Below are 21581 nucleotides of genomic sequence, written 5' to 3'. Positions count from 1 at the left end.
GCGCGTATCGCTCCACTCCGCGACCGAGGGCGCGGGAATCCGCGACTTTCGGCCGGGAGTGGAGCGAGAGGGTGCGAGCCGGCGGTCAGTTCTGCGCGGCGGCGATTCGATCCTCGGCCAAGCGATCGGCTGCGGCTCCGAGCAGGATGCCCTCGGCGCGAGCGATGGCGAAGATGCCCGCGACCGTGCTGCGGATCTTGCCGATCGTGGCCATCACCTCGGTCGAATCCTTGCCGCGCAGTTCGCCTTCCACCTGGATCAGGCCGCCGGCGTTGGCAACGTAGTCGGGTACCCAGACAATCCCGCGCGCAGCCAGCATGGCTTCGACATCGGGTGTGAGGAGTTGATTGTTCGCTGCGCCGCACACGATGGACGCCGACAGCCGGGCCACCGACGAGGCGTCGAGAGTGGCACCCATGGCACACGGTGCATAGACGTCGATGTCGGCACCGATGATGTCGGAATCGACGGTGACACCGGGGAAGTCGGTGACGATGCGATCGAGGGCGGGCGCGTAGGAGTCGCTGACGATCACCTCGGCACCTGCCTCGCGAAGCAGTGCGACGAGGTTGTAGCCCACTTTGCCCGCACCTTCGACGCCGACGCGCTTGCCGGTCAGATCGTCGGAGCCCCAGGTCGATTCGGCTGCGGCCAGAAGGGAGAGGAAGACTCCGAGCGCGGTTTGGGGGCCGCTGTCTCCGGTGCCGCCTGCGGTGGTGTTCTTGCCGACTACGTGCGCCGTCTCCTCGGCGATGATGTCGAGATCGTCGCTGTTGGTGCCCACATCGCCTGCGGTCACGTACGTTCCGCCGAGCGACTCGACGAACCGGCCGTACGCGCCCAGTAGCGTCGGGGTCTTGATGGCGTTGGGGTTGCCGATGATCACCGCTTTCCCGCCGCCGAGATCGACGCCCGCAACGGCGGCCTTGTAGGTCATTCCCCGGGAGAGCCGTAGTACATCGGTCAACGCATCCTGCTCGGATGCGTAGGGGTAGAAGCGAGTTCCGCCGAGAGCGGGTCCCAACGCAGTGGAGTGGACCGCGATGATCGCGCGCAACCCGGTGTCGCGATCCTGGCAGAACACGACGCGCTCGTGTGCGGAGTCGCGCGGCATGTCGGGACGATCGAACACGCCCGTCGGCAGGGGATCGTTCGAGGTGGGTACGACGGCGGGGTGGTCGGCAACGATGGACACAGGCAGTCTCTTTCGGTGATGAGGCGGCGGTACCCGGAAATGGATGGTGTCCGGGAACATGTCCGTCGAAGAGTGCCGTGAACGTGCACGCTGGTCAACCACCGTTGCCGAGAACGTGCATGTTGCACTGTGGCGCGTGAATCGACTCGGCAGAGCTGGTCTGGCTGCTCAGCGTCGGCCCTCCTCGGCGAGCTGCTCGAGCAAGGGCTTGGTGCGGTACTGGATCAGCTCCGACATCGCGATGGACATGTTGGTGCGCTCGACGCCGGGGATGTCGAGGATGAGACCTGCGATGCGATACAGGTCGTCGGCGTCGACGGCGGCGATGCGGATGTGCATGTCCGCAGCCCCGGACAGCCCGAACACCTCGAGCACTTCCGGAATGGTGCGCAGGTGTTCGGTCACCGCCGCCAGGGTGTGCTGGTTGACCTGTGCGGTGACGAATGCCTGCAGCGGGCGTCCCAGCGACTTCGGCGGAATGCGGTGATCGATCGGGGTCAGTGATCCTTTGTCGTCCCATCGACCGAGGCGTGCCTGGACGGTGTTGCGAGACAGGTTCAGTGTGGTGGCGAGTTCGACACCGGTGGCTCGTGGCCTCGCGCAGAGGGCGAGCAGGAGCCGGGCGTCGGTCTTGTCCAAATCGGTCATTGCGCACTTCCTGTCGCTCGGTCGTTACCCGATATTGTGCACGCTGCGCAGTTCTGAAGTCATCGCTTGTGCAGTGTGGATGTCGGTGGTGTCCTTGTGAAGGACATCACATCAGGACGGAGAGTGCCACGACCATGAACACCAACTCGCTGGTTCAGCTGATCAAAGAATCGGGAACAGTGGTGCGCAACGAGACCTACTCGCCCCTCGTCGCCGACATCGACACGGCCGCGATGATGGAGATGTACCGCGATCTCGTTGTCGTCCGGCGTATCGATTCCGAGGCCACCGCACTGCAGCGACAGGGCGAACTGGGCTTGTGGGCTCCGTTGCTCGGGCAGGAAGCAGCACAGGTCGGATCCGCTCGTGCGCTCGACACCGAGGACTTCGTGTTCGCCAGCTACCGCGAGCACGGAGTTGCTTACTGTCGCGGAGTAGACCCCACCCAGATGCTGCGGTTCTGGCGCGGATCGACACTGTCCGGCTGGGACCCGTACGAGTACCGCATGACTACACCGGCGATCATCGTCGGATCGCAGGGTCTTCACGCGACCGGTTACGCGATCGGTATGCAGCTCGAGGGCGCCGAGGGCGCAGCCATCACCTACTTCGGTGACGGCGCGACCAGCCAGGGCGACATCTCCGAGGCGCTGGGCTTCGCCGCCAGTTTCCATGCACCGGTAGTGTTCTTCTGTCAGAACAATCAGTGGGCGATCTCCGAACCGGTGACGGTGCAGACGAAGGCGACGATCGCCGCCCGTGGTGAGGGATACGGAATTCCATCGGTGCGCGTCGACGGTAACGACGTCCTCGCGGTTCTGGCGGTGACCAGGGCAGCGCTGGCGCGGGCGCGTGAAGGCAGTGGCCCGACGCTCATCGAGGCCGTCACCTACCGCATGGGCCCGCACACCACCTCCGACGATCCGACGCGATACCGCTCGGGTGCCACCGACGACGAATGGCGCGCCAAGGATCCGATCGACCGAATCGAGAAGCTGCTCATGCGAATCGGCGTGTTCGACGACGCGTTCGCCGCCTCGGTGAAGCGCACGGCCGACGACGTCGCCGCCGAGCTTCGTCGCGGATGCCTGGAGACAGTCGAACCGGCGGCGATGTCGGTGTTCGACAACGTCTACGCCGACCCCCACCCCCTCCTGGACGACGAGCGAGCCCAGTTCGCCTCGTACCAAGCCGGATTCGAAGGAGCCATGTCATGACCACCCTGGAACGGCCCACCAGTCTTCCGTTGGGCAAGGCCATCAACGCAGGTCTGCGACGAGCGATGGAGAACGATCCGAAAGTCCTGCTGATGGGCGAGGACATCGGCAAGCTCGGCGGCGTCTTCCGCATCACCGACGGCCTGCAGAAGGACTTCGGCCCCGGTCGTGTACTCGACATGCCGCTGGCCGAATCGGGCATCATCGGCACCGCAGTCGGACTCGCGATGCGGGGATTCCGCCCCGTGTGCGAGATCCAGTTCGACGGCTTCATCTATCCGGCGTTCGACCAGATCGTCTCGCAGGTCGCCAAACTGCACTACCGCACCAGTGGAAACGTCAAGATCCCGATGACGATCAGAGTGCCCTACGGTGGCGGAATCGGTGCCGTCGAGCATCATTCGGAGTCTCCCGAAGGATATTTCGCGCAGACCGCAGGCCTTCGCGTCGTCACCTGCAGCAATGCCGCCGACGGTTACTCGATGATTCAGCAGGCCATCGCCAGCGACGACCCGGTCCTGTTCTTCGAGCCGAAGCGCCGGTACTGGGAGAAGAGCCCGATCGATCTGGAGTCGCGTGATCTCGACGCGTCCTACCCTCTGCATCGCGCGCGGGTGGTCACCGAGGGCACCGACATCACCCTCATCGCCTACGGCCCACTCGTTGCCACCGCCCGCAAGGCCGCCGAAGTCGCTGCCCACGAGGGAATCTCGATCGAGGTCATCGACCTGCGTTCTCTCTCGCCGATCGACTTCGAGACCATCGAGGCCTCGGTGCGCAAGACCGGACGGCTGGTCGTCACGCACGAGGCCCCCGTGTTCATGGGCCTCGGCTCCGAGATCGCCGCTCGGATCTCCGAACGCTGCTTCTACAACCTCGAAGCGCCGGTGCTGCGCGTCGGTGGCTTCGGTACTCCGTACCCGGCATCGAAGCTGGAGAAGTTCTATCTCCCCGACGTCGACCGGATTCTCGACGCAGTCGACCGCTGCCGCTCGCACTGATCTCGCGCTCACCGACCGCCGCCGATACGTACCGAACAGGATTCGACGATGCCCACCATCAAGAGCTTTCCGTTGCCCGACCTCGGGGAAGGACTCACCGAAGCCGATCTGCTGACCTGGCTCGTCGCCGTCGGTGACACCATCGAGCTGAATCAGAACATCGCCGAGGTCGAAACGGCCAAGGCCGCCGTCGAACTTCCCTCACCGTTCGCGGGCGTCGTTGCTGCCCTTCATGTGTCGGAAGGTGACACCGTCGAGGTCGGCGTCCCGATCATCGACATCCGCGTCGATGGAGGCACCGACGATGTCGCAGCTACCCCCGAGCTCGCCGCCGATGTGGACGAAGCGAGTCCGGTGGAGGACAGCGAGGAACGCGTCCCGGTTCTCGTCGGCTACGGCGTGGCGAAGGAAGGGTCGAGTCGACGCGGCGGCCGAGGGACCACGCCGGTCGCTCCGACCTCGAGCGGCCAGAACGGTAAACCGCTCGCTACACCGCCGGTGCGAAAGATTGCCAAGGACAACGCTGTCGATCTTGCCGAGGTACCCCCGACCGGAGCTCGCGGCGACGTCACCCGCGACGATGTCGAGTCGTATCTGCACGGAGCAGACACTGCAGGGGAGCCGACCCCACTGCGGGTCGGACGCGAAGTGCGCACACCGATCAAGGGAGTGCGCAAGCACACGGCGGATGCGATGGTGCGCAGTGCATTCACCGCTCCACACGTCACCGAATTCGTGACCGTGGACGTCACCGAGACCCTGACATTGCTGGAGTCCCTGAAGTCCTCGGCTCACTTCGCCGACGTGCGGCTGACTCCGCTGGCTCTGGTCGCCAAGGCGGTTCTCGTTGCGTTGAAATCGAATCCCTCGCTCAATTCGTCCTGGGACGAGGCCGCTCAGGAGATCGTCACCAAGTACTACGTGAACCTCGGCATCGCCGCGGCGACCCCACGCGGATTGATGGTTCCCAACATCAAGGGCGCCCACGAACTCTCGTTGGTGGATATCGCACGCGCACTGGCAGAGCTGACGCGCACGGCCAAGGAGGGCAAGAGCAGTCCTGCCGACCTGGCCGACGGCACCATCACCATCACCAACGTCGGAGTGTTCGGTGTCGATGCAGGCACTCCCATCCTCAATCCCGGCGAAGCTGCCATCCTGTGCTTCGGTTCGATCCGCCGCATGCCCTGGGAACACGAGGGTGCCATCGCACTGCGGTCGGTGACGACACTGTCGCTCTCGTTCGATCACCGTCTCGTCGACGGCCAGCAGGGATCGCAGTTCCTCGCCCTCGTAGGCCGGTTGCTCAGCACTCCGATGGATATGATCGCCCTGAGCTGATTCACGCAGCTCGGCTCGATGGAGACGGCTCTACGGGAACAAGGGTGCGAGTGTGGCCGAGGCGATCGACGAGTACTTCCTGCAGCAGGTTCGGTCGATCCGGCCCGGTCGGTCGGTCGACGCGGATCCGCAGCGACTGATCCTGTACTTCGACGCGCAACTCGCGAGCCGGCATCTCGACTTCGCCGCGCGCTGGTTGCAGTCCGCGGGCTTCGGCTACTACACCATCGGCTCGTCCGGGCACGAGGCCAACTCAGCTGTCGGTGCCGCGACCACGGTCACCGACCCGGCGCTCCTGCACTACCGATCCGGCGGCTTCTATGCCGCACGCGCACAACAGTATCCGGGTTCGACGCCGATCCAGAACGTGCTGGCGAGCCTGATTGCCTCGACATCCGATCCCATGTCCGGTGGCCGCCACAAGGTGTTCGGGCATCCGGACCTGGGCATCGTTCCGCAGACATCGACCATCGGTTCACAGGTGCCGCGCGCGGTCGGTCTGGCGTTCGCACTGGGGCGGGCGAAGGCACTCCGGCATCGAACCCCGTGGCCCGAGGACGCCATCGTCGTGTGCAGCTTCGGCGATGCCTCGGCCAATCATTCGACGACGGTGGGTGCGCTGAACTCTGCGGCCTATTGCGCACACCAATCCGTTCCGATGCCGATCCTGTTCGTCTGCGAGGACAACGGAATCGGGATCAGTACCCGATCGCCGCGGGGGTGGATCGCGCAGTCGCTCGGCCGATTACCGTCGATCGAGTACGTGCGCGCCGACGGCGATGATCCGATCGAACTGATGCGCACCGTCGACGCTGCGGTAGCGACGGTACGGGCGAGGCGGCGTCCGGTGGTCCTCCACCTCGAAACGGTGCGGTTGATGGGCCACGCCGGTTCCGATGCCGAACTCGCGTACCGCACCAACGCAGACATCGTCGGTGACTACGCACGAGATCCGTTGCTCGCCGGCGCACGCGCGCTGATCGGGGCCGGTTTGCTTTCGGCAGCCGACGTCGAAGGCCGCTACGAGGCGATGCGCGAGACCGTCATGACCGAGGCCGAGGCAATGGTCGAGTCCCTGCGGTCCGGGGCGTCGTCGCGCCTGGCTACCGCGGACGCGGTGATGGCCCCGCTCACCGAACGGCGACCGACTGCGGTAACCGCCACCGAACAGAGCCTGCGACCTGCAGAGGGCGGGTCGCGTCTGACGCTTGCAGCCATGATCAACAGGACGCTCACCGACATCATGGCGGCGCGACCGGACGTCCTCGTGTTCGGCGAGGATGTGGCCGTCAAGGGTGGCGTCTACGGCGTCACGAAAGGTTTGCGCAAGAAGTTCGGCGCAGCACGGGTTTTCGATACGCTGCTCGACGAGCAGACCGTGCTCGGCACCGCCCTCGGTGCGGCGCTCGCGGGATTCGTCCCCGTACCCGAGATTCAGTATCTCGCCTACCTGCACAACGCCGAGGACCAGCTTCGCGGCGAGGCGGCGTCGCTGAAGTTCTTCTCCGACGCCCAGTACACCAACGGGATGGTGGTGCGCATCGCCGGTCTGGCGTATCAACGCGGTTTCGGCGGACATTTCCACAACGACAATGCGGTCGCCGTTCTGCGCGACATTCCGGGCATAGTGGTTGCTGTCCCGAGTTCGGCGGCGGAGGCCGCCGGTCTGCTCCGAACGTGTGTGGCACTGGCCGTCGAGGAGGGGCGGGTGTGCGTTTTCCTGGAGCCGATCGCGTTGTATCACCGCACCGACCTGCTCGACGGTGACGGGGCATTGCGTTGTGCCGACCGTGCTTCGACCGAATTCGGCACGGTCGCAACGCATGGCGATGGCGTCGATCTGGCGATCGTCACGTTCGGGAACGGCGTGGTGATGAGTAGACGAGCCGCGTCCACGTTGCGCGAACACGGGATCGCTGTCACGGTTGTCGATCTGCGATGGGTCGTTCCGCTCCCGAGCGAGGATCTACTGCACCGGCTCTCGGAATTCGATCGGGTGTTGATCGCCGACGAGACCCGGCACGACGGGGGAGTGGGCGAGGGCGTCGTGACCGCTCTGGTCGAGGGAGGCTACGACGGTGCCATCCACAGAGTGTCGAGTGCGAATTCGTTCGTACCACTCGGTGCCGCGGCCGATCTGGTCCTCCTGTCGGAAGACCGGATCGTCGCCGCGGCCCTGAAGCTGATCGAAGTCGAGTGACTCAGTGAACCGGTTGGGCAGGGGCGACGGCGTCGCGATCACTGCGCGCCGGTGCCCGGATGAAGAACGACGCTGCCACCGCCACCAGTGACACGGCCCCGCCGTAGAGGAAGGCGGTGTGGATCCCGGCCTCGGAGCCGCCCACAGCGGTTGCGCCGTCGGCGATTCGGGCTGCTGCGGTGTTCGACATCACGGTGACGAACAGTGCGGTACCTGCGGCACCTGCCAACTGCTGAACCGTGCTGAAGATGGCACTACCGTGCGAATACAGCTGGGTGGGAAGCGATCCCAGCGATGAGGTCATGAGCGGCGTCATGATGAGCGCGAGGCCGGCCGAGAGCAGCATGTGGATACCGATCACGAGCGGAAGGGCGGACTGCGCGTCCAGGACGGTCATCGACCACAGCGCGGCGCTCACCACCATCGCACCTGGAACGACCAACGGGCGCGGTCCGATTCGGTCGAAGATGCGTCCGACGAACGGCGCGAGCAGCCCCATCAGCAGTCCGCCGGGGAGCAGCATCAGGCCGGTGTCCAGGGTGTCGAGACCGCGGACGTTCTGCAGGTACATCGGTAGCAGGATCAGAGCGCCGAACAGGGCCATCATCGAGATCGCGATCATGCCGAGGCCGATGCTGAAGGTGGGGGTACGGAACGGACGCATGTCCAGTAGAGCTCCACCCTGATCTTGCCGGGCGATCTGACGCAGCACGAACACCACCAGGGCAATCGCTCCGACCACCAGTGGCAGCCATACCGGCACCACGGACTCCTCGGCCGAGTGTCCCAGGCTGCTCAGGCCATAGACGATCCCGCCGAAAGCCAACGCGGACAACACGACCGACGGCGGATCGAACGACGGCCGACCGGTCTGGGTCACGTTCTTCACCAGAGTGGTCCCGATGGCGAACGCGACGAGTGCGATCGGCAGGACGAGCCAGAACATCCAACGCCAGTTCAGCGAATCGAGGATGACTCCCGAGATGGTCGGACCGATGGCGGGGGCCACGGCGATGACGATGGAGATCACGCCCATCATCGCGCCGCGCTTGTGCGCCGGAACCACCGTGAGCACGGTGGTCATCAGCAGCGGCAACATGATCGCCGTGCCGCTGGCCTGGGTGACGCGTCCGAGCAGGAGCAGCTCGAATCCAGGGGCAGAGGCTGCGAGCAGCGTGCCGACGGTGAACAGAGTCATCGCCGCCACGAATACCTGGCGCAGTGTGAAGCGCTGGAACAGGAATCCGGTGATGGGGATGACCACCGCCATCGTCAGCAGAAATCCGGTGGTGAGCCACTGTGCGGTGGTCGCCGTGATGCTCAGGTCGACCATCAGGGTGGGCAGCGCCACGCTCATGATCGTCTCGTTGAGGATCATGACGAACGTGGCGATGACGAGGATGCCGATCAACAACTTGCTGCCCGGCGCGAGCTGCCCGTCGGGTGCGTGGTCGGTCTTTGGTGTGGTCATGTGTCGAGAACTTTCGCGTATGGGTTCAAAGGTGCAAAAAAATACTGTCGAGACAGCCTGACTCATTGTGACAGTGACTGTCAACTTGAATATTACTGGTAAGTTGACGGCAAGAATACCGAGAAGCGGGCGATGGGTGGAGGACGATGAGCGAGCACGTACCGGATCTGCGAGAGCGTCGTCGCCGAGAAACCCAGCTCGAGATCACCCGTGCCGCGCTCGAACTGTTCGAGACGCAGGGCTGCGCCGCGACGACGGTCGACCAGATCGCACGTCGGGCCGGAGTATCGCCCAGCACGTTCTTTCGTAGCTTCGCATCCAAGGAAGAATCGGTTCTCGGCCTCGCCCCGGAGTTCGAGCTCGACATCGACGCCTGGCTGGCGTCGTCCGCACCCGAGGACATCACCCTCACTGCGATCGAAGCACTCTACGAGCGATCGGTCGAACGATTTTCCGCCGCCCCGCACGAGGCGCGGGATCGACTACTGCGTACCCGACGGCTCATCGGGCGTGACGACCACCTCCGAGCCGCTGCCTTCGCGACCGAGGCCATGACGCTGTGTCGCGTCACCGACTCGGTGGCCGCCAAACTCGGTGGCCACGAATCACGTTCGTACGCACGGTTGCTGATCGAGGGTGCCGGAATGGCCATGCGCATCGCCTTCGACGACTGGGCCGAGCGCATCGACGCCGGGCAGGACGCCGACCTGGTGGACATCTACCGAACCACGCTGCGCGATCTACGACGCGTCGTGGCCGGCTGACCGCGCAGGTCGTGCGCGGGACTTCGTAGCAGGGTTCGAGTTTTCGTGCACGTGGCGCGAAGCGCCTCTCACCCCAGGCGACTGGGCGACAGGTCCGCTTCGTCGAGTCCGCGGGCGATGACGTCGGCCGGAAGTGGTTCCCCGCGAACGATCGTCGCGCCGACCCTGGCCAGCGCCGCACACGTCTGGATTCCGTATCCGCCCTGACCGGCGCACCAGAAGAAGCCCTCGAGCTTCGTGTCGAAGCCCACGACCGGGGTGCGATCGGGGACGAAACTGCGCAGACCCGCCCAGGACGAGCGCAGATGTCGTCCCGTCAGCGTGGTCGCCTCGGCGATGTCGTCGAACGCCCGCGCGATCTCCAGCTCGTCCGGGCGGGCATCGCTGGGCTCGGTGGGCGTCTCATCGGCAGGTGAACACAATAGTTGTGCGCCTTCCGGTTTGATGTAGAACTTCTCGTCCATATCGCTCAACGTCGCAAGATTCGCGGTGTCGAGATCATCGGGCGCGGCGACCATGAACACCGACCGACGCATCGGGACGAGTCCGATCGAACCGGCACCCGCCAGTGCGCCAACGACATCCGCCCATGCGCCTGCTGCGTCGACGACGAGCGGCGCAGTGTGGACCGAACCGTCCGTGGTGTGCACGTGCCACAGTCCGTCGATGCGTCTCAGTTGCGTCACACCTGCCCCGGTGTGGACTCGACCACCTCGATCGCGCAGCCCCCGCACGAACCCCTGATGCAGCGCGTGTACGTCGACCTCCATCGAATGTGGTTCGTACAGTGCACAATCGATCAGTTCGGGGCGCAGCGGCGGAAAGAACGCACGCGCGTCGGTAGGAGAGACCAATTGGGCGTCGGGTGTCAGTCGGCTGACATCGGCGTACATTGCCGCGAGCGCGTCACCTCGCCCGACGGCCGCGATCTGCAGCAGCGGACGCGGGGCGAGCAGTTCGGACCGGAAGTGCTCCGGCGGGTTCATCAGGAATTCACGACTGGCGGTCGTCAGAGCACGAATGGTGCTGTTGCCGTAGGTCTCCAGGAACAGCGCGGCCGAGCGGCCGGTGGTGTGGAAGGCGAGGGTCTTCTCGCGCTCGAGCAGTGTGACGCGTCGGTCGCTCGCGAGTTCGTAACCGAGCGAGACGCCCCCGATTCCGCCGCCGATCACGATGACGTCGGTGGAGTTCGGTTCTCGCTCGGACGTGGTCATGGATTGCTCCCGTTCGTTGTCTCTGCGGTCCACTGCGCGCCGGGGCCGATCGCCTCGTCGAAGATCAGCCAGGTTCGCGTCGACAGTATCCCGTCGAGTCCCTGCAGCTTGTCGAGCACCAGATGGCGTAGTGCCGACGTGTCCGGAGCCCGAACCAGGACGAGCGCGTCGAAATCTCCGCCCATGAGGCTGACGTGTTCGACGAACGGGAAGGTGCTCAGGTCGTCGGCGACGGCGCGCCAGGAATCCTGCCGAATGGACAGAGCCACATACGCCGACGCGCCGAACCCCGCTTTCTCGTAGGAGATGCGTGCGGTGAATCCCTCGATGACCCCTTCGTCGACGAGACGGTCGACGCGCACGTAGGCGTGTGCTCGCGAGATGTGGGTGGCCTCGGCCAGGGCGCGCATGGACATCCGGCCGTCCCGGCTGAGCTCGGTGACGATGCGTCGATCCACGTCGTCGAGTCGGTACTCGGGTCCGTGCTGTGCCATCCGTCCACTCCAGGTCGCTCGAGATGGGTCTATGTAGACGAATTGTCACATCCTTTGGCACATCGAGCCATCGATCTTCGTTTCCGCCCACGATTTGAATGTCGGTCCATCTGGCCGCACTCTGTGTAGAACACATCGATCCGCGACGAACACGAGCAGAAGGGGTACCGCATGACCACGACCGACACGCTCGATCACGTCACGACCTCGGTCGCACGACGCGTCCGTCAGGGATACGAAGCCGACTTCGTGGAGTGGACCGATCGCGGTATGGATCTCGTCCGAACCTTTCCCGGATTTCTCGGTGGCGGCTGGCTGCGCAGTTCCGGTGATTCCAGCGACTACCACGTGGTCTATCGATTCGAGACACACGACAACCTCGACGCCTGGCTGCGCTCGGATGCCAGACGCACCTGGCTCAGCACCGGCCGTCCCATCGCCGACGACGTTGCGACACATCGACTCTCCGGTGTGGAGGGATGGTTCGAGCCGCAGTCCAACCTCACCGACGCCGTCCGGGTCATCGGTGGTCCGCCGCCGCGGTGGAAGCAGGCGATCTCGATCGGCGTGGCCTTCTACGCCGTCAGTCTGCTCGTCAACATCGTTCTCACGCCACATCTGACGGACCTGAACGTGGCTCTGCGCACTGCACTGGTGGTGATGATGTGCACGCCGCTGATGGTCTACGTGGTGATGCCGTTCGTCACCGCCCGGCTGCGTCGGTGGTTGGTACCGCGCTCGTAGCATCACCTTCGATAGGGTCGAAACCATGCGCAACGCCCCGGTACACGATCAATTCGCCCTCGACGGGGCCTGGAACTTCCGCGATCTCGGCGGTACGCGCACCACGGACGGGGCGACGATCCGGCCCGGATTGTTCTATCGCGCATCCGAATTGAGTGGGTTGACGGAGATCGGGCAGCGCGCTGTCGCGGATCTGGGCATTCGTACCGTGTTCGATCTCCGCGGCGATTCGGAGGCCGAACGGAGCGGCGTCGACCGAGTTCCCGACGGCGTCGAGTCGATCTCCGTGCCGTACGAGAATCTGAAAGGTGAGCGAGCCCCACACGAGGCAGCTCCGATTCAGGACGAGCAGACTCAAGTGGACTACATGATGCGGGCGTATGCCTCCTTCTCGACTCTCGACGGAGCGTCCCACGCGATCAAGCGGGTGGTGGACGAGATCGTGGAGCAACGCGGCGGCGTCCTGGTGCACTGCGCAGCGGGCAAGGACCGGGCAGGGTGGACGGTCGCGACGGTGTTGCGGGCGGCCGGCGTCGACGAGGACGACATCGTCGCGGACTATCTGAGAAGCAACGACGCGATGGAGCCGTTGCTCGCGCACGTCCGCCGAACCTGGACCGGACTCCACGACGTTCTCCCCACCGAGGCGATACTGGGTGTCCGCGCGTCCTACCTGGAGCACGGCCTGGAGGTCATGGCGAGGTCGCACGGCTCGTTCGACGGGTACCTGAACTACCTGGGCATCGATCGGGATCTCCGACGACGTCTGACTGCCTCGCTCGTACAGGACTGAGCGGTACCCTCTGCGTCATGCGAATCGGACGGACGGCCCCGGATTTCGAGCTCCCCGATCATTCGGGTGAATCCCGTGCGCTCTCCGAGCTGACCGAGTCGGGTCCGGTCGTACTGTTCTTCTACCCGGCGGCCAACAGTCCCATCTGTACCGCCGAGGCATGTCACTTTCGTGACCTGGGAGCAGAATTCGAACGGTTCGGTGCTCAGCGAGTAGGGATCAGCACCGACACCCGCGACAAGAATCAGCATTTCGCTCTGCAGAGGTCGTTCGACTTTCCGTTGCTGTCCGATCCCGACGGTGCGGTGGCCGAACAATTCGGCGTGCGACGCGGCGGGTGGTTCACTCGGCGGCGTCGGCTTCGAGAGCTCGAACGCGGCCACTCGAACGCGGGTCGACGCGGGTATCTGAGGCAGTTGCTGTCCGTGAAGAGGACGACGTTCGTGATCGATCGGCACCGAGTGGTGCGGATGATGGTGCAGAGCGAGCGCGGTCACGTGCATGCGACCAAGGCGCTGGAGTACCTGCGCTACCTGTCGTGAGAGTTGTTCGTTGTCGTCCGAACGTCAGTCGTTCGCGCCGCTGAACAGGGCGGTGTAGACGGCAGGCTTCGAGGCTTCGGCGTGCGCATCGGTCGATGCGTCGTCGGGATGGCTGAAGAGTGCCTCGTTCTTGTCTTTGTGTTCCATTCCCCGAGCATGCCCCTGATTCGCCGCAATAGCCACTTGCCGCGCGGAACGACCGTGTCCGACCGGTCGGGTTCGGGTGGGATACTGCCCGTGTGCCCGATGAATCCCTGTTCGACGCCCTGCGGCGTGAGCCCGACGCCGAGGCACCCAACCTCCATGCCGTCGACGCTGCGGACCGCCTCGTCCTCGATACCGTCGACGAACTCCCCGGAATCGACAGGACGACGCCGATCGCGGTGATCGGCGACCGGTACGGAGCTCTGACCCTCGGAGCCGTTTCTCTCGGGTTCACCGCGGTACGCGTTCATCAGGACGCCGTCACCGGCGCGCGGGCGCTCGAGCTGAACGCCGCGCGGGTTGCGATGACCGGGTCGTACACCCAGCACGCATTGGGTGCCGAACTGCTCGACGGCGTCGGGGTGGTGTTGATGCAGTTGCCGCGAGGTCTGGCCGAACTGACCGAGATCGCCGAACACATCGCCGCACATGCGCCGGCGGACGTCGTCGTCCTCGCAGGCGGACGAGACAAGCACATGACCCCGGCGATGAACGACGTCCTGCGGAAGTCGTTCGAGACGGTCACGGCCGGCCGCGGCCGGCAGAAAGCCCGAGTGCTCACCGCACGCGGCGCGGTGGCGTCGGGCATGACGTATCCGGTGAGCAAGCGGATTGCCGACCTGGACCTGACTGTGGTGGCGCACGGTGCGGTGTTCGCGGGGGCCGGTCTCGACATCGGGACGCGATACCTGTTGGAATACGTTCCGAAGATGCTCCCGCGAGCCCGTGTTGCCGTCGACTTGGGCTGTGGCACAGGAATTCTCGCGACCGAGTTGGCCCGAACGAGGCCCGATCTCGAGGTGATCGCCACCGATCGCTCGTCCGCAGCGATCGCGTCGGCAGCGGCCACTGCGGAGGCGAACGGGACGAGTGTCGCGGTGATCGCGGACGACGCGATGTCGACGTTCGAGTCGGAATCGGTCGATCTGGTGGTGTGCAACCCGCCGTTCCACGAGGGTGCGGCGGTGCACACGGGTGGGGCCAGCAAATTGTTCGTCGCGGCCGGTCGGGTTCTGCGGCCGGGCGGTCAGCTGTGGACGGTGTTCAACACCCACCTGAACTACCGACGTGAACTGGCCGACGCCGTTGGCCCCACCGACCTGATGGGGCGCAACGGCAAGTTCACCGTCGCTCGCTCGGTACGCCCGAGCGAGCAACGGTAGACGGTCAGCTGACCGGGCCGCCGTCCTCCGGGGTTCCGTCGATCTGTCCCCGGTTGCGTCCGAGATCCTCGACGAGAGTGCCCTCGACGATCTCGGCCTGACGCTGGCCCTCCGCGTAGTCGATGTCGGGATCCTCGTCGGATTCCTCGATGACGTGGTCGACCAGTTCCTCGGTCAACTCCTCGTCGGGGGTCTCGGTGATCGGGCGGTCGAGATCTTCCTCGACGGCGACATCGGGTTCTTCCTCGCTGAGCTTGAGGTCCAGGCTCTCGCCCTCGGCTGCCTCGCGGGCGGTGGTGCCGAAGCTGTTGGCCTCGCTCCAGTGGTCGGGAGGATCGACCACGGTGTCACCGTCGTCGTTGCGCACCTCGTCGGAGTCGACGCTTTCACTGGGGTCCAAGGTCTGGTCGGGTCCGTCTTCGATTGCCATTTCCTCATAGTGCCCGTTTCGATTCGGTGTCACACACGCGGTCGTCTCCGCGTGTCGGGGCCCTACCCGGTAGAGTCCGATTTGTCCGTCGTAGAAGTTCTCCTCCTGGGAACTTTTGTCCGGATGTCAGACGTTCTACTGATGACCGACGGGGAGATCCCCGGTGGGGATCAGAACTTACGAAGGGAAGAGACACGGTGCGCACCTCCAGCAACCCGGTGTTCCGCAACCTGCCCAAGCAGCAGGGCGGCGGATACGCCACATTCGGATCTGCGACGGCTGGAGCCTCGCAGGCCGCAACCTTCGGCCAGCATCCCGGAACGCAGGCCGATCCGTACACCACGCAGCCCGCACAGCGGGCCATGACGATCGACGACGTTGTCACCAAGACCGGCATCACCCTCGGTGTGCTGAGCGTGACGGCGATCATCTCGTACCTCCTCGTCTCCAACAACACCGACTTGGCCATCCCGTTCGTGATCGGCGGCGGCCTGATCGGCTTCGGTCTGGTCATGTTCGCGACCTTCGGTCGCAAGATGGACAACAAGGCCATCGTTCTCGCCTACGCGGCCGCAGAAGGCGTGTTCCTCGGCGCACTGTCGTTGATGTTCACCGGCGTGGAGTTCGGCGGAGTCGGTGGATCGGCCCTCATCGGCCAGGCCGTCCTCGGAACCTTCGGCGTGTTCTTCGGCATGCTGATCGTCTACAAGACCGGCGCAATCCGTGTCACCCCGCGGTTGACCCGCATGGTCGTCGGTGCCCTCATCGGCGTCGTCGTGCTGATGCTCGGCAACCTCGTCGCAAGCTTCTTCATGGAAGACGGCTTCGGACTCCGCTCCGGCGGACCGCTGGCCATCATCTTCAGCCTCGTGTGCATCGGCATCGCCGCGTTCAGCTTCCTGCTCGACTTCGACCAGGCCGATCAGCTGATCCGTGCACAGGCTCCGGAGAAGGCAGCCTGGGGCGTCGCCCTCGGTCTGACCATCACGTTGGTCTGGCTGTACGTCGAGATCCTGCGTCTGCTGAGCTACTTCCAGAACGACTAGTACTCACGCGAAAAGCCCCGCCACTCCATCGGAGGAGGGCGGGGCTTTTTCGTTGTGACTCGGATCAGCTCAGGCGTTCCAGCACCATCGCCATACCCATGCCGCCGCCGACGCACATGGTCTCGACGCCGAACGTCTTGTCGTGGGTGGTCAGGTTGTTCAGCAGGGTGGTGGTGATGCGGGCACCGGTCATGCCGAACGGGTGGCCGATCGCGATGGCACCACCGGAGACGTTGAGCTTGTCCTCCTCGATGCCGAGGTCGCGTGCAGAACCGAGGACCTGAACAGCGAAGGCCTCGTTGATCTCGAACAGGTCGATGTCGGAGATCGACATGCCCGCGATCTTCAGCGCCTTGCGGGTGGCCTCGATGGGGCCCAGGCCCATGATCTCGGGGGACGTGCCGGTGACTCCGGTGGAGACGATGCGAGCCAGCGGGGTCAGGCCCAGTTCCTTGGCCTTGGTGTCGCTCATGATGACGAGCGCTGCTGCGCCGTCGTTGAGCGGGCACGCGTTACCGGCGGTGATGGTGCCGTTAGGGCGGAAGACTGGCTTGAGCTGGCTGATCTTCTCATAGGTGGTGCCGGCGCGAGGGCCGTCGTCGGTGTTGACGACGGTGCCGTCGGGCAGGGTCACCGGGGTGATCTCCCGCTCGAAGAAGCCGGCGTTGATGGCCTCTTCGGCGCGGTTCTGGCTGCGGACGCCCCAGTGGTCCTGATCCTCGCGGGTGATGCCGGTGAGCAGTGCGACGTTCTCGGCCGTCTGGCCCATCGCGATGTAGGCGTCGGGTAGCTCGCCGTTCTCGCGGGGGTCGGTCCAGCTGTCCGCGCCCTCTTCCTGTGCCTTCTTGGTGCGGGCCTCGGCGTCGGCGAAGATCGGGTTGTGGCTTGCCGGAAGCGAATCCGAGCTGCCGTGGATGAAGCTCGACACACTCTCGACGCCTGCGGAGATGAACACGTCGCCTTCGCCTGCCTTGATCGCATGCAGCGCCATGCGGGTGGTCTGCAGCGAGGACGAACAGTAGCGGGTGATCGTCGTTCCGGGCAGGGAGTCGTAGCCGAGCTCCACTGCGACGATACGAGCGAGGTTGTTGCCCTGCATGCCGCCGGGCAGACCGCAGCCCAGGAGCAGGTCGTCGATGTCCTTGGGGTCCAGCGAAGGCACCTTGGCCAGCGCGGCGGCGACCATCTGAGCGGTGAGGTCGTCGGGACGAATGTCCTTGAGCGACCCCTTCATCGCCCTGCCGATCGGTGAGCGCGCGGTGGCGACGATGACTGCCTCTGGCATGAGATCTCCTTCGAATCGATACTGCTTACCTGCTCTGTTACCGCCGAGTAGGCGATGTCTCCTGACCGAACTTACAACCCCGCCCGACCGCCGCCGCCACGACGTACGAGATCCTCCGATGCAGTGACGATTTCGGCGTCGAGCTCCGCGGTTCTGCGACGCAGGAAGCGGTCGAGTGCGGCCGTGGCGCGGGGGATGGCCTTGCGTGATTCGGCGGCGGCGGACACGGTCGGCAGCTCGGGCAGCGGGCCACCGTGCCACACCCCGAGCGCCGATGCGAGCACCGGCAGAATCTGCTGCGCGGCGAGCTCGTAGCCGGCGGCCGACGGATGGAAGCGATCCGCCGAGAACATCGTGTCGGGTGCCGCGAGAAACTCGGGGGAGAGCAGATCCGCCAGCGCCACCGGATGCCCGCCGGCGCTGAGCGTGCGGGCCGTCTGCGCGTGCGCGAGGCGTCGACCCCAATTGCGGACGACGGTGCGCAGCGGCTGCGGGATGGCCGTCACGACACCGAGGTCGGGGCACGTCCCCACGGCGACGACACAGCCCTTGGCCGTCAGCCGCTCGACCGCGTCGCCCAGTCGTGCCGCCGACGCGGGAATGGAGAACTTCTTGGTGACGTCGTTCGCGCCGACGAAGATGACCGCTGCATCCGGGGGCGGGCCCGCGACGAACATCGCGTCGACCTGGCCTTCGAGCCCCTTCGAGGTGGCACCGGCAATTGCTTTGGTACTCAATCGAATTCGTTGCCCGGTTTCCTCGGCCAGTCCGCGGGCCAGCAGAACCCCGGGAACTTCGTCGGCGACGACGCAGCCCACGCCTGCCGCCGTGGAGTCGCCGAAGATCATCAGATGAATATCTGCTGAACTTCCCATCCGCCACCGTTCGGGGGCCGCGCATCCCGCTGTGTAGACGCCGTCGGCCTCCGGTGGCTTGGCGGTGGTACGCCCGATGACGCCGCGCGCCGCAGCGGCCTGCGCCATCAGATGTCGGTAGGCGGCCCAGGACGCAGTCCCTGCTCCAGAGCCCGCAAGTACCGTCGCGGCGCTCGCTTTAGCAGCGGTTCGCCATCCGCTCGCCGTCACAGATCGATCCCTCTCGTCGCGCCGTCGACACCATCGTAGGCGGGCGTCGACAGCCGTGGCCGAGAGTCGAATACCTGCATCTGGGAAGATGGTGCAATGCGCATCGCTCAGCACATCACCGAACTCATCGGCAACACCCCGTTGGTGAAGCTGTCCACCGTCATCGGCGACGGCGTCGGCACGGTCGCGGCCAAGATCGAGTACCTCAACCCGGGTGGTTCGTCCAAGGACCGCATCGCGGTCAAGATGATCGACGCGGCCGAGGCATCCGGCGAATTGAAGCCCGGCGGCACCATCGTCGAACCCACGTCCGGCAACACCGGCGTCGGTCTCGCGCTCGTCGCGCAGCAGCGCGGCTACAAGTGTGTGTTCGTGTGCCCCGACAAGGTCGGTGAGGACAAGCGGAACGTGCTGCGCGCCTACGGAGCAGAGGTCGTCGTCTGCCCGACGGCTGTCGCACCCGAGGACCCCAACAGCTACTACAGCGTCTCCGATCGACTCGTTCGCGAGATCGAGGGAGCCTGGAAGCCCAACCAATACTCCAACCCGGCCGGACCGGCCAGCCACTACGAGACCACCGGCCCCGAGATCTGGGCCGACACCGACGGAAAGATCACGCACTTCGTCGCAGGCGTCGGCACCGGTGGAACCATCTCCGGCACCGGCAAGTACCTCAAGGAGGTCTCCGGCGGCAAGGTCAAGGTCATCGGCGTCGATCCCGAGGGCTCGGTCTACTCCGGCGGCACGGGACGCCCGTACCTCGTCGAAGGTGTCGGTGAGGATTTCTGGCCGACGGCCTACGACCCGTCCATCCCGGACGAGATCATCGCCGTCTCCGACGCCGATTCCTTCGACATGACCCGTCGCCTCGCCCGCGAGGAAGGCCTGTTGGTCGGCGGCTCGTGCGGAATGGCCGCCGTTGCCGCTATCCAGGTTGCCGAACGCGAAGGTCCCGACGCGTTGGTCGTCGTTCTGCTGCCCGACGGCGGGCGCGGCTACCTGGCGAAGATCTTCAACGACTCGTGGATGTCGTCGTACGGATTCCTGCGTTCGCGTCTGGACGGCACAACCGAGGAGACCTCCGTCGGCGCAGTGCTGCGCGGAAAGTCCGGTGCGCTGCCGGATCTGGTGCACACCCACCCGTCTGAAACCGTGCGTGACGCCATCGAGATTCTGCGCGAGTACGGCGTCTCCCAGATGCCGGTCGTCGGAGCCGAGCCACCCGTCATGGCAGGCGAGGTAGCAGGCAGTGTCACCGAACGGGATCTGCTCAGCGCAGTGTTCGAGGGTCGCGCTGCATTGGCCGATCCCGTTGCGAAGCACATGAGTGACCCGTTCCCGCTGATCGGTGCCGGCGAAACCGTCTCCGACGCCACCAAGGCGCTCGGCGAATCCGACGCGCTGATGGTCGTCGAAGAAGGCAAGCCCGTCGGCGTCATCACTCGCCACGATCTGCTCGGATTCCTCAGCAAGGGTGCCTAGCGGCAGTGGTGTGGTCGAGTGCCCCTGCGGGCACTCGACCACGCCACTGCCGCGTCAGCGCACCGCGCTGGTGCCGGTCAGCGCCTGCCCGATCACCAGTTGATGGACCTCGGACGTGCCCTCGTAGGTCAGGACGGATTCGAGGTTGTTGGCGTGACGGAGCACCGGGTATTCCAGCGTGATTCCGTTGGCGGCCAGAATCGTTCGGCATTCACGTGCGATCTTGATGGCCTCGCGGACGTTGTTGAGCTTGCCGAGTGACACTCGCTCGCCCGGCAGTTCGCCCTTGTCCTTGAGTCGACCCAGATGCAGAGCGAGCAGTTGGCCCTTGCCGAGTTCGAGAGCCATATTGGCGAGCTTGGCCTGGGTGAGCTGGTAACCGGCGAGTGGCTTGTCGAACACCGCGCGGGTCTTGGAGTACTCGACGGCCGATTCGATGCAGTCCCGCGCCGCGCCCATCGCGCCGAAGACGATGCCGAAGCGCGCCTCGTTGAGGCAACTCAGGGGTCCGCGCAGACCGCGGGCCTCGGGCAGCATCGCGTCTGCGGGGAGTCGGACGTCGTCGAACACCAATTCGCCGGTGATCGACGCACGCAGCGACAACTTCTTCTTCACCGTGTTGGCGGTGAATCCCGGTGTGTCGATGGGGACGACGAATCCGCGGATCTTGTCGTCGGTCTGTGCCCACACCACGGCGACGTCGGCGACGGGTCCGTTGGTGATCCACATCTTGCTGCCGTTGAGGATCCAGTCGTCACCGTCGCGCTTGGCGCGGGTGAGCATGCCGCCGGGGTTCGATCCGTAGTCGGCCTCGGTGAGCCCGAAACAGCCGATCAGCGATCCCTCGGCCATTCCTGGAAGCCACTGCTGCTTCTGCTCCTCGGAGCCGTACTTCCAGATGGCGAACATCGCCAGCGAGCCCTGCACCGAGACCAGCGACCGGATGCCGGAGTCGATGGCTTCGAGTTCGAGGCAGGCCAGGCCGTATGCCGTTGCCGAGGTTCCGGCGCAGCCGTAGCCCTCCAGGTGCATGCCGAGCAGGCCGAGCGAGCCCAGCTCCTTGGCCAGTTCGCGCACCGGGACCGTGCCTTCGTCGAACCAGTCGGCGATGTGCGGCCGGATGCGCTCGTTACCGAACTTGCGGACGGTGTCCCGGATCTGCCGCTCCTCGTCGTCGAGGAGTGAATCGATCGCGAACAGTTCGTCGACGCTCTGGGAGTTGGCCACGGTGCCTCTTTCCGCTGGGGGTTGTCTTCGCAGGT

21 protein-coding genes are annotated in these 21581 nt (G+C 65.3%); 11 read left to right on the top strand and 10 right to left on the bottom strand.

The features are described from left to right. Positions 1–85: 85 nt before the first annotated feature. Both CH295_RS01640 and CH295_RS01635 read right to left on the bottom strand, forming a co-directional pair. Positions 86–1195, bottom strand: coding sequence for a Glu/Leu/Phe/Val family dehydrogenase (locus CH295_RS01640; RefSeq protein WP_502694457.1), 1110 nt, complete (start codon positions 1193–1195; stop codon positions 86–88). Between the two features lie 168 nt (positions 1196–1363). After that, entirely contained in the window at positions 1364–1843 is a 480-nt protein-coding gene (locus CH295_RS01635) for an Lrp/AsnC family transcriptional regulator (protein ID WP_037188511.1), read from the bottom strand. 134 nt (positions 1844–1977) lie between these two features. On the opposite strand from CH295_RS01635, the gene pdhA reads away from it, so the two are divergent. The 4 genes from pdhA to CH295_RS01615 are packed head-to-tail and all read left to right on the top strand — an operon-like array spanning position 1978 to position 7602. Then, complete coding sequence (gene pdhA, locus CH295_RS01630) at positions 1978–3060, top strand: pyruvate dehydrogenase (acetyl-transferring) E1 component subunit alpha (protein WP_094739555.1); 1083 nt, start codon at positions 1978–1980, stop codon at positions 3058–3060. Further along, positions 3057–4061, top strand: a complete 1005-nt coding sequence (locus CH295_RS01625; RefSeq protein WP_037188505.1) for an alpha-ketoacid dehydrogenase subunit beta — start codon at positions 3057–3059, stop codon at positions 4059–4061. The genes pdhA and CH295_RS01625 overlap by 4 nt, the downstream gene beginning before the upstream one ends. Before the next feature lie 48 nt (positions 4062–4109). Further along, the gene (locus tag CH295_RS01620) at positions 4110–5402 is read left to right on the top strand and encodes a dihydrolipoamide acetyltransferase family protein (protein ID WP_094739554.1); all 1293 of its coding nucleotides are present in this window, start codon (positions 4110–4112) and stop codon (positions 5400–5402) included. 52 nt (positions 5403–5454) lie between these two features. Continuing rightward, positions 5455–7602: a thiamine pyrophosphate-dependent enzyme gene (locus tag CH295_RS01615; protein WP_094739553.1), complete on the top strand. Its 2148-nt coding sequence runs from the start codon at positions 5455–5457 to the stop codon at positions 7600–7602. A 1-nt stretch (position 7603) separates the two neighbouring features. On the opposite strand, the gene CH295_RS01610 is transcribed toward CH295_RS01615, so the two are convergent. Next, positions 7604–9073 carry an MDR family MFS transporter gene (locus CH295_RS01610; protein WP_094739552.1) on the bottom strand — a complete coding sequence of 490 codons (1470 nt, stop codon included), beginning with the start codon at positions 9071–9073 and terminating at the stop codon, positions 7604–7606. Between the two features lie 146 nt (positions 9074–9219). Between CH295_RS01610 and CH295_RS01605 the strand changes: the two genes are divergently transcribed. After that, positions 9220–9837, top strand: coding sequence for a TetR/AcrR family transcriptional regulator (locus tag CH295_RS01605; protein ID WP_094633624.1), 618 nt, complete (start codon positions 9220–9222; stop codon positions 9835–9837). A gap of 68 nt (positions 9838–9905) precedes the next feature. Here CH295_RS01605 and CH295_RS01600 read toward each other — a convergent pair whose 3' ends face one another. Further along, on the bottom strand, positions 9906–11051 hold the full coding sequence (locus CH295_RS01600; protein WP_094739551.1) for an NAD(P)/FAD-dependent oxidoreductase: 1146 nt from the start codon (positions 11049–11051) through the stop codon (positions 9906–9908). Further along, positions 11048–11545, bottom strand: a complete 498-nt coding sequence (locus tag CH295_RS01595; RefSeq protein WP_094633626.1) for an Lrp/AsnC family transcriptional regulator — start codon at positions 11543–11545, stop codon at positions 11048–11050. The genes CH295_RS01600 and CH295_RS01595 overlap by 4 nt, the downstream gene beginning before the upstream one ends. A 171-nt stretch (positions 11546–11716) precedes the next feature. On the opposite strand from CH295_RS01595, the gene CH295_RS01590 reads away from it, so the two are divergent. Genes CH295_RS01590 through CH295_RS01580 form a run of 3 tightly spaced genes read left to right on the top strand, consistent with a single transcriptional unit; the run spans position 11717 to position 13624 of the window. Further along, positions 11717–12289, top strand: coding sequence for an antibiotic biosynthesis monooxygenase (locus CH295_RS01590; protein WP_037188487.1), 573 nt, complete (start codon positions 11717–11719; stop codon positions 12287–12289). A 25-nt stretch (positions 12290–12314) separates the two neighbouring features. Further along, positions 12315–13082 carry a tyrosine-protein phosphatase gene (locus tag CH295_RS01585; protein WP_037188485.1) on the top strand — a complete coding sequence of 256 codons (768 nt, stop codon included), beginning with the start codon at positions 12315–12317 and terminating at the stop codon, positions 13080–13082. Positions 13083–13099: 17 nt separating this feature from the next. Further along, on the top strand, positions 13100–13624 hold the full coding sequence (locus CH295_RS01580; protein ID WP_037188483.1) for a peroxiredoxin: 525 nt from the start codon (positions 13100–13102) through the stop codon (positions 13622–13624). Positions 13625–13648: 24 nt separating this feature from the next. On the opposite strand, the gene CH295_RS28400 is transcribed toward CH295_RS01580, so the two are convergent. Next, a complete protein-coding gene (locus tag CH295_RS28400) occupies positions 13649–13771 on the bottom strand; it encodes a hypothetical protein (protein WP_255138702.1) in 123 nt (40 codons plus the stop codon). A 92-nt stretch (positions 13772–13863) separates the two neighbouring features. Between CH295_RS28400 and CH295_RS01575 the strand changes: the two genes are divergently transcribed. Beyond that, the gene (locus CH295_RS01575) at positions 13864–14991 is read left to right on the top strand and encodes a class I SAM-dependent methyltransferase (RefSeq protein ID WP_094739550.1); all 1128 of its coding nucleotides are present in this window, start codon (positions 13864–13866) and stop codon (positions 14989–14991) included. A gap of 4 nt (positions 14992–14995) precedes the next feature. Here the strand turns inward: CH295_RS01575 and CH295_RS01570 are convergent, their stop codons facing one another. Continuing rightward, the gene (locus CH295_RS01570) at positions 14996–15421 is read right to left on the bottom strand and encodes a hypothetical protein (protein ID WP_037188477.1); all 426 of its coding nucleotides are present in this window, start codon (positions 15419–15421) and stop codon (positions 14996–14998) included. A 197-nt stretch (positions 15422–15618) separates the two neighbouring features. Here CH295_RS01570 and CH295_RS01565 point away from each other — a divergent pair, with 197 nt between their 5' ends. Further along, the gene (locus tag CH295_RS01565) at positions 15619–16467 is read left to right on the top strand and encodes a Bax inhibitor-1/YccA family protein (protein WP_032404782.1); all 849 of its coding nucleotides are present in this window, start codon (positions 15619–15621) and stop codon (positions 16465–16467) included. Between the two features lie 64 nt (positions 16468–16531). Here CH295_RS01565 and CH295_RS01560 read toward each other — a convergent pair whose 3' ends face one another. Beyond that, positions 16532–17752, bottom strand: a complete 1221-nt coding sequence (locus tag CH295_RS01560) for an acetyl-CoA C-acetyltransferase (protein ID WP_094739549.1) — start codon at positions 17750–17752, stop codon at positions 16532–16534. A 71-nt stretch (positions 17753–17823) separates the two neighbouring features. Then, on the bottom strand, positions 17824–18837 hold the full coding sequence (locus CH295_RS01555; RefSeq protein WP_037188470.1) for an SGNH/GDSL hydrolase family protein: 1014 nt from the start codon (positions 18835–18837) through the stop codon (positions 17824–17826). A 96-nt stretch (positions 18838–18933) separates the two neighbouring features. Here CH295_RS01555 and CH295_RS01550 point away from each other — a divergent pair, with 96 nt between their 5' ends. After that, the gene (locus CH295_RS01550) at positions 18934–20319 is read left to right on the top strand and encodes a cystathionine beta-synthase (protein WP_037188468.1); all 1386 of its coding nucleotides are present in this window, start codon (positions 18934–18936) and stop codon (positions 20317–20319) included. 54 nt (positions 20320–20373) lie between these two features. On the opposite strand, the gene CH295_RS01545 is transcribed toward CH295_RS01550, so the two are convergent. Further along, positions 20374–21546 carry an acyl-CoA dehydrogenase family protein gene (locus CH295_RS01545; RefSeq protein ID WP_094739548.1) on the bottom strand — a complete coding sequence of 391 codons (1173 nt, stop codon included), beginning with the start codon at positions 21544–21546 and terminating at the stop codon, positions 20374–20376. Positions 21547–21581: the final 35 nt, after the last annotated feature.

It is taken from the genome of Rhodococcus sp. 14-2483-1-2 (assembly GCF_002259405.1).
In the GTDB taxonomy this organism is placed as follows: Bacteria; Actinomycetota; Actinomycetes; order Mycobacteriales; family Mycobacteriaceae; genus Rhodococcoides.
Note: the sequence above shows the minus strand (reverse complement) of the source record. Positions and strands in the feature narration are given on the sequence as shown.

Coding starts and splice junctions, on each gene's coding strand:
- CH295_RS01635 (WP_037188511.1), bottom strand. CDS start 1,843: ATGACCGATTTGGACAAGACCGACGCCCGGCTCCTGCTCGCCCTCTGC.
- pdhA (WP_094739555.1), top strand. CDS start 1,978: ATGAACACCAACTCGCTGGTTCAGCTGATCAAAGAATCGGGAACAGTG.
- CH295_RS01625 (WP_037188505.1), top strand. CDS start 3,057: ATGACCACCCTGGAACGGCCCACCAGTCTTCCGTTGGGCAAGGCCATC.
- CH295_RS01620 (WP_094739554.1), top strand. CDS start 4,110: ATGCCCACCATCAAGAGCTTTCCGTTGCCCGACCTCGGGGAAGGACTC.
- CH295_RS01610 (WP_094739552.1), bottom strand. CDS start 9,073: ATGACCACACCAAAGACCGACCACGCACCCGACGGGCAGCTCGCGCCG.
- CH295_RS01605 (WP_094633624.1), top strand. CDS start 9,220: ATGAGCGAGCACGTACCGGATCTGCGAGAGCGTCGTCGCCGAGAAACC.
- CH295_RS01600 (WP_094739551.1), bottom strand. CDS start 11,051: ATGACCACGTCCGAGCGAGAACCGAACTCCACCGACGTCATCGTGATC.
- CH295_RS01595 (WP_094633626.1), bottom strand. CDS start 11,545: ATGGCACAGCACGGACCCGAGTACCGACTCGACGACGTGGATCGACGC.
- CH295_RS01590 (WP_037188487.1), top strand. CDS start 11,717: ATGACCACGACCGACACGCTCGATCACGTCACGACCTCGGTCGCACGA.
- CH295_RS01585 (WP_037188485.1), top strand. CDS start 12,315: ATGCGCAACGCCCCGGTACACGATCAATTCGCCCTCGACGGGGCCTGG.
- CH295_RS01580 (WP_037188483.1), top strand. CDS start 13,100: ATGCGAATCGGACGGACGGCCCCGGATTTCGAGCTCCCCGATCATTCG.
- CH295_RS28400 (WP_255138702.1), bottom strand. CDS start 13,771: ATGGAACACAAAGACAAGAACGAGGCACTCTTCAGCCATCCCGACGAC.
- CH295_RS01570 (WP_037188477.1), bottom strand. CDS start 15,421: ATGGCAATCGAAGACGGACCCGACCAGACCTTGGACCCCAGTGAAAGC.
- CH295_RS01560 (WP_094739549.1), bottom strand. CDS start 17,752: ATGCCAGAGGCAGTCATCGTCGCCACCGCGCGCTCACCGATCGGCAGG.
- CH295_RS01550 (WP_037188468.1), top strand. CDS start 18,934: ATGCGCATCGCTCAGCACATCACCGAACTCATCGGCAACACCCCGTTG.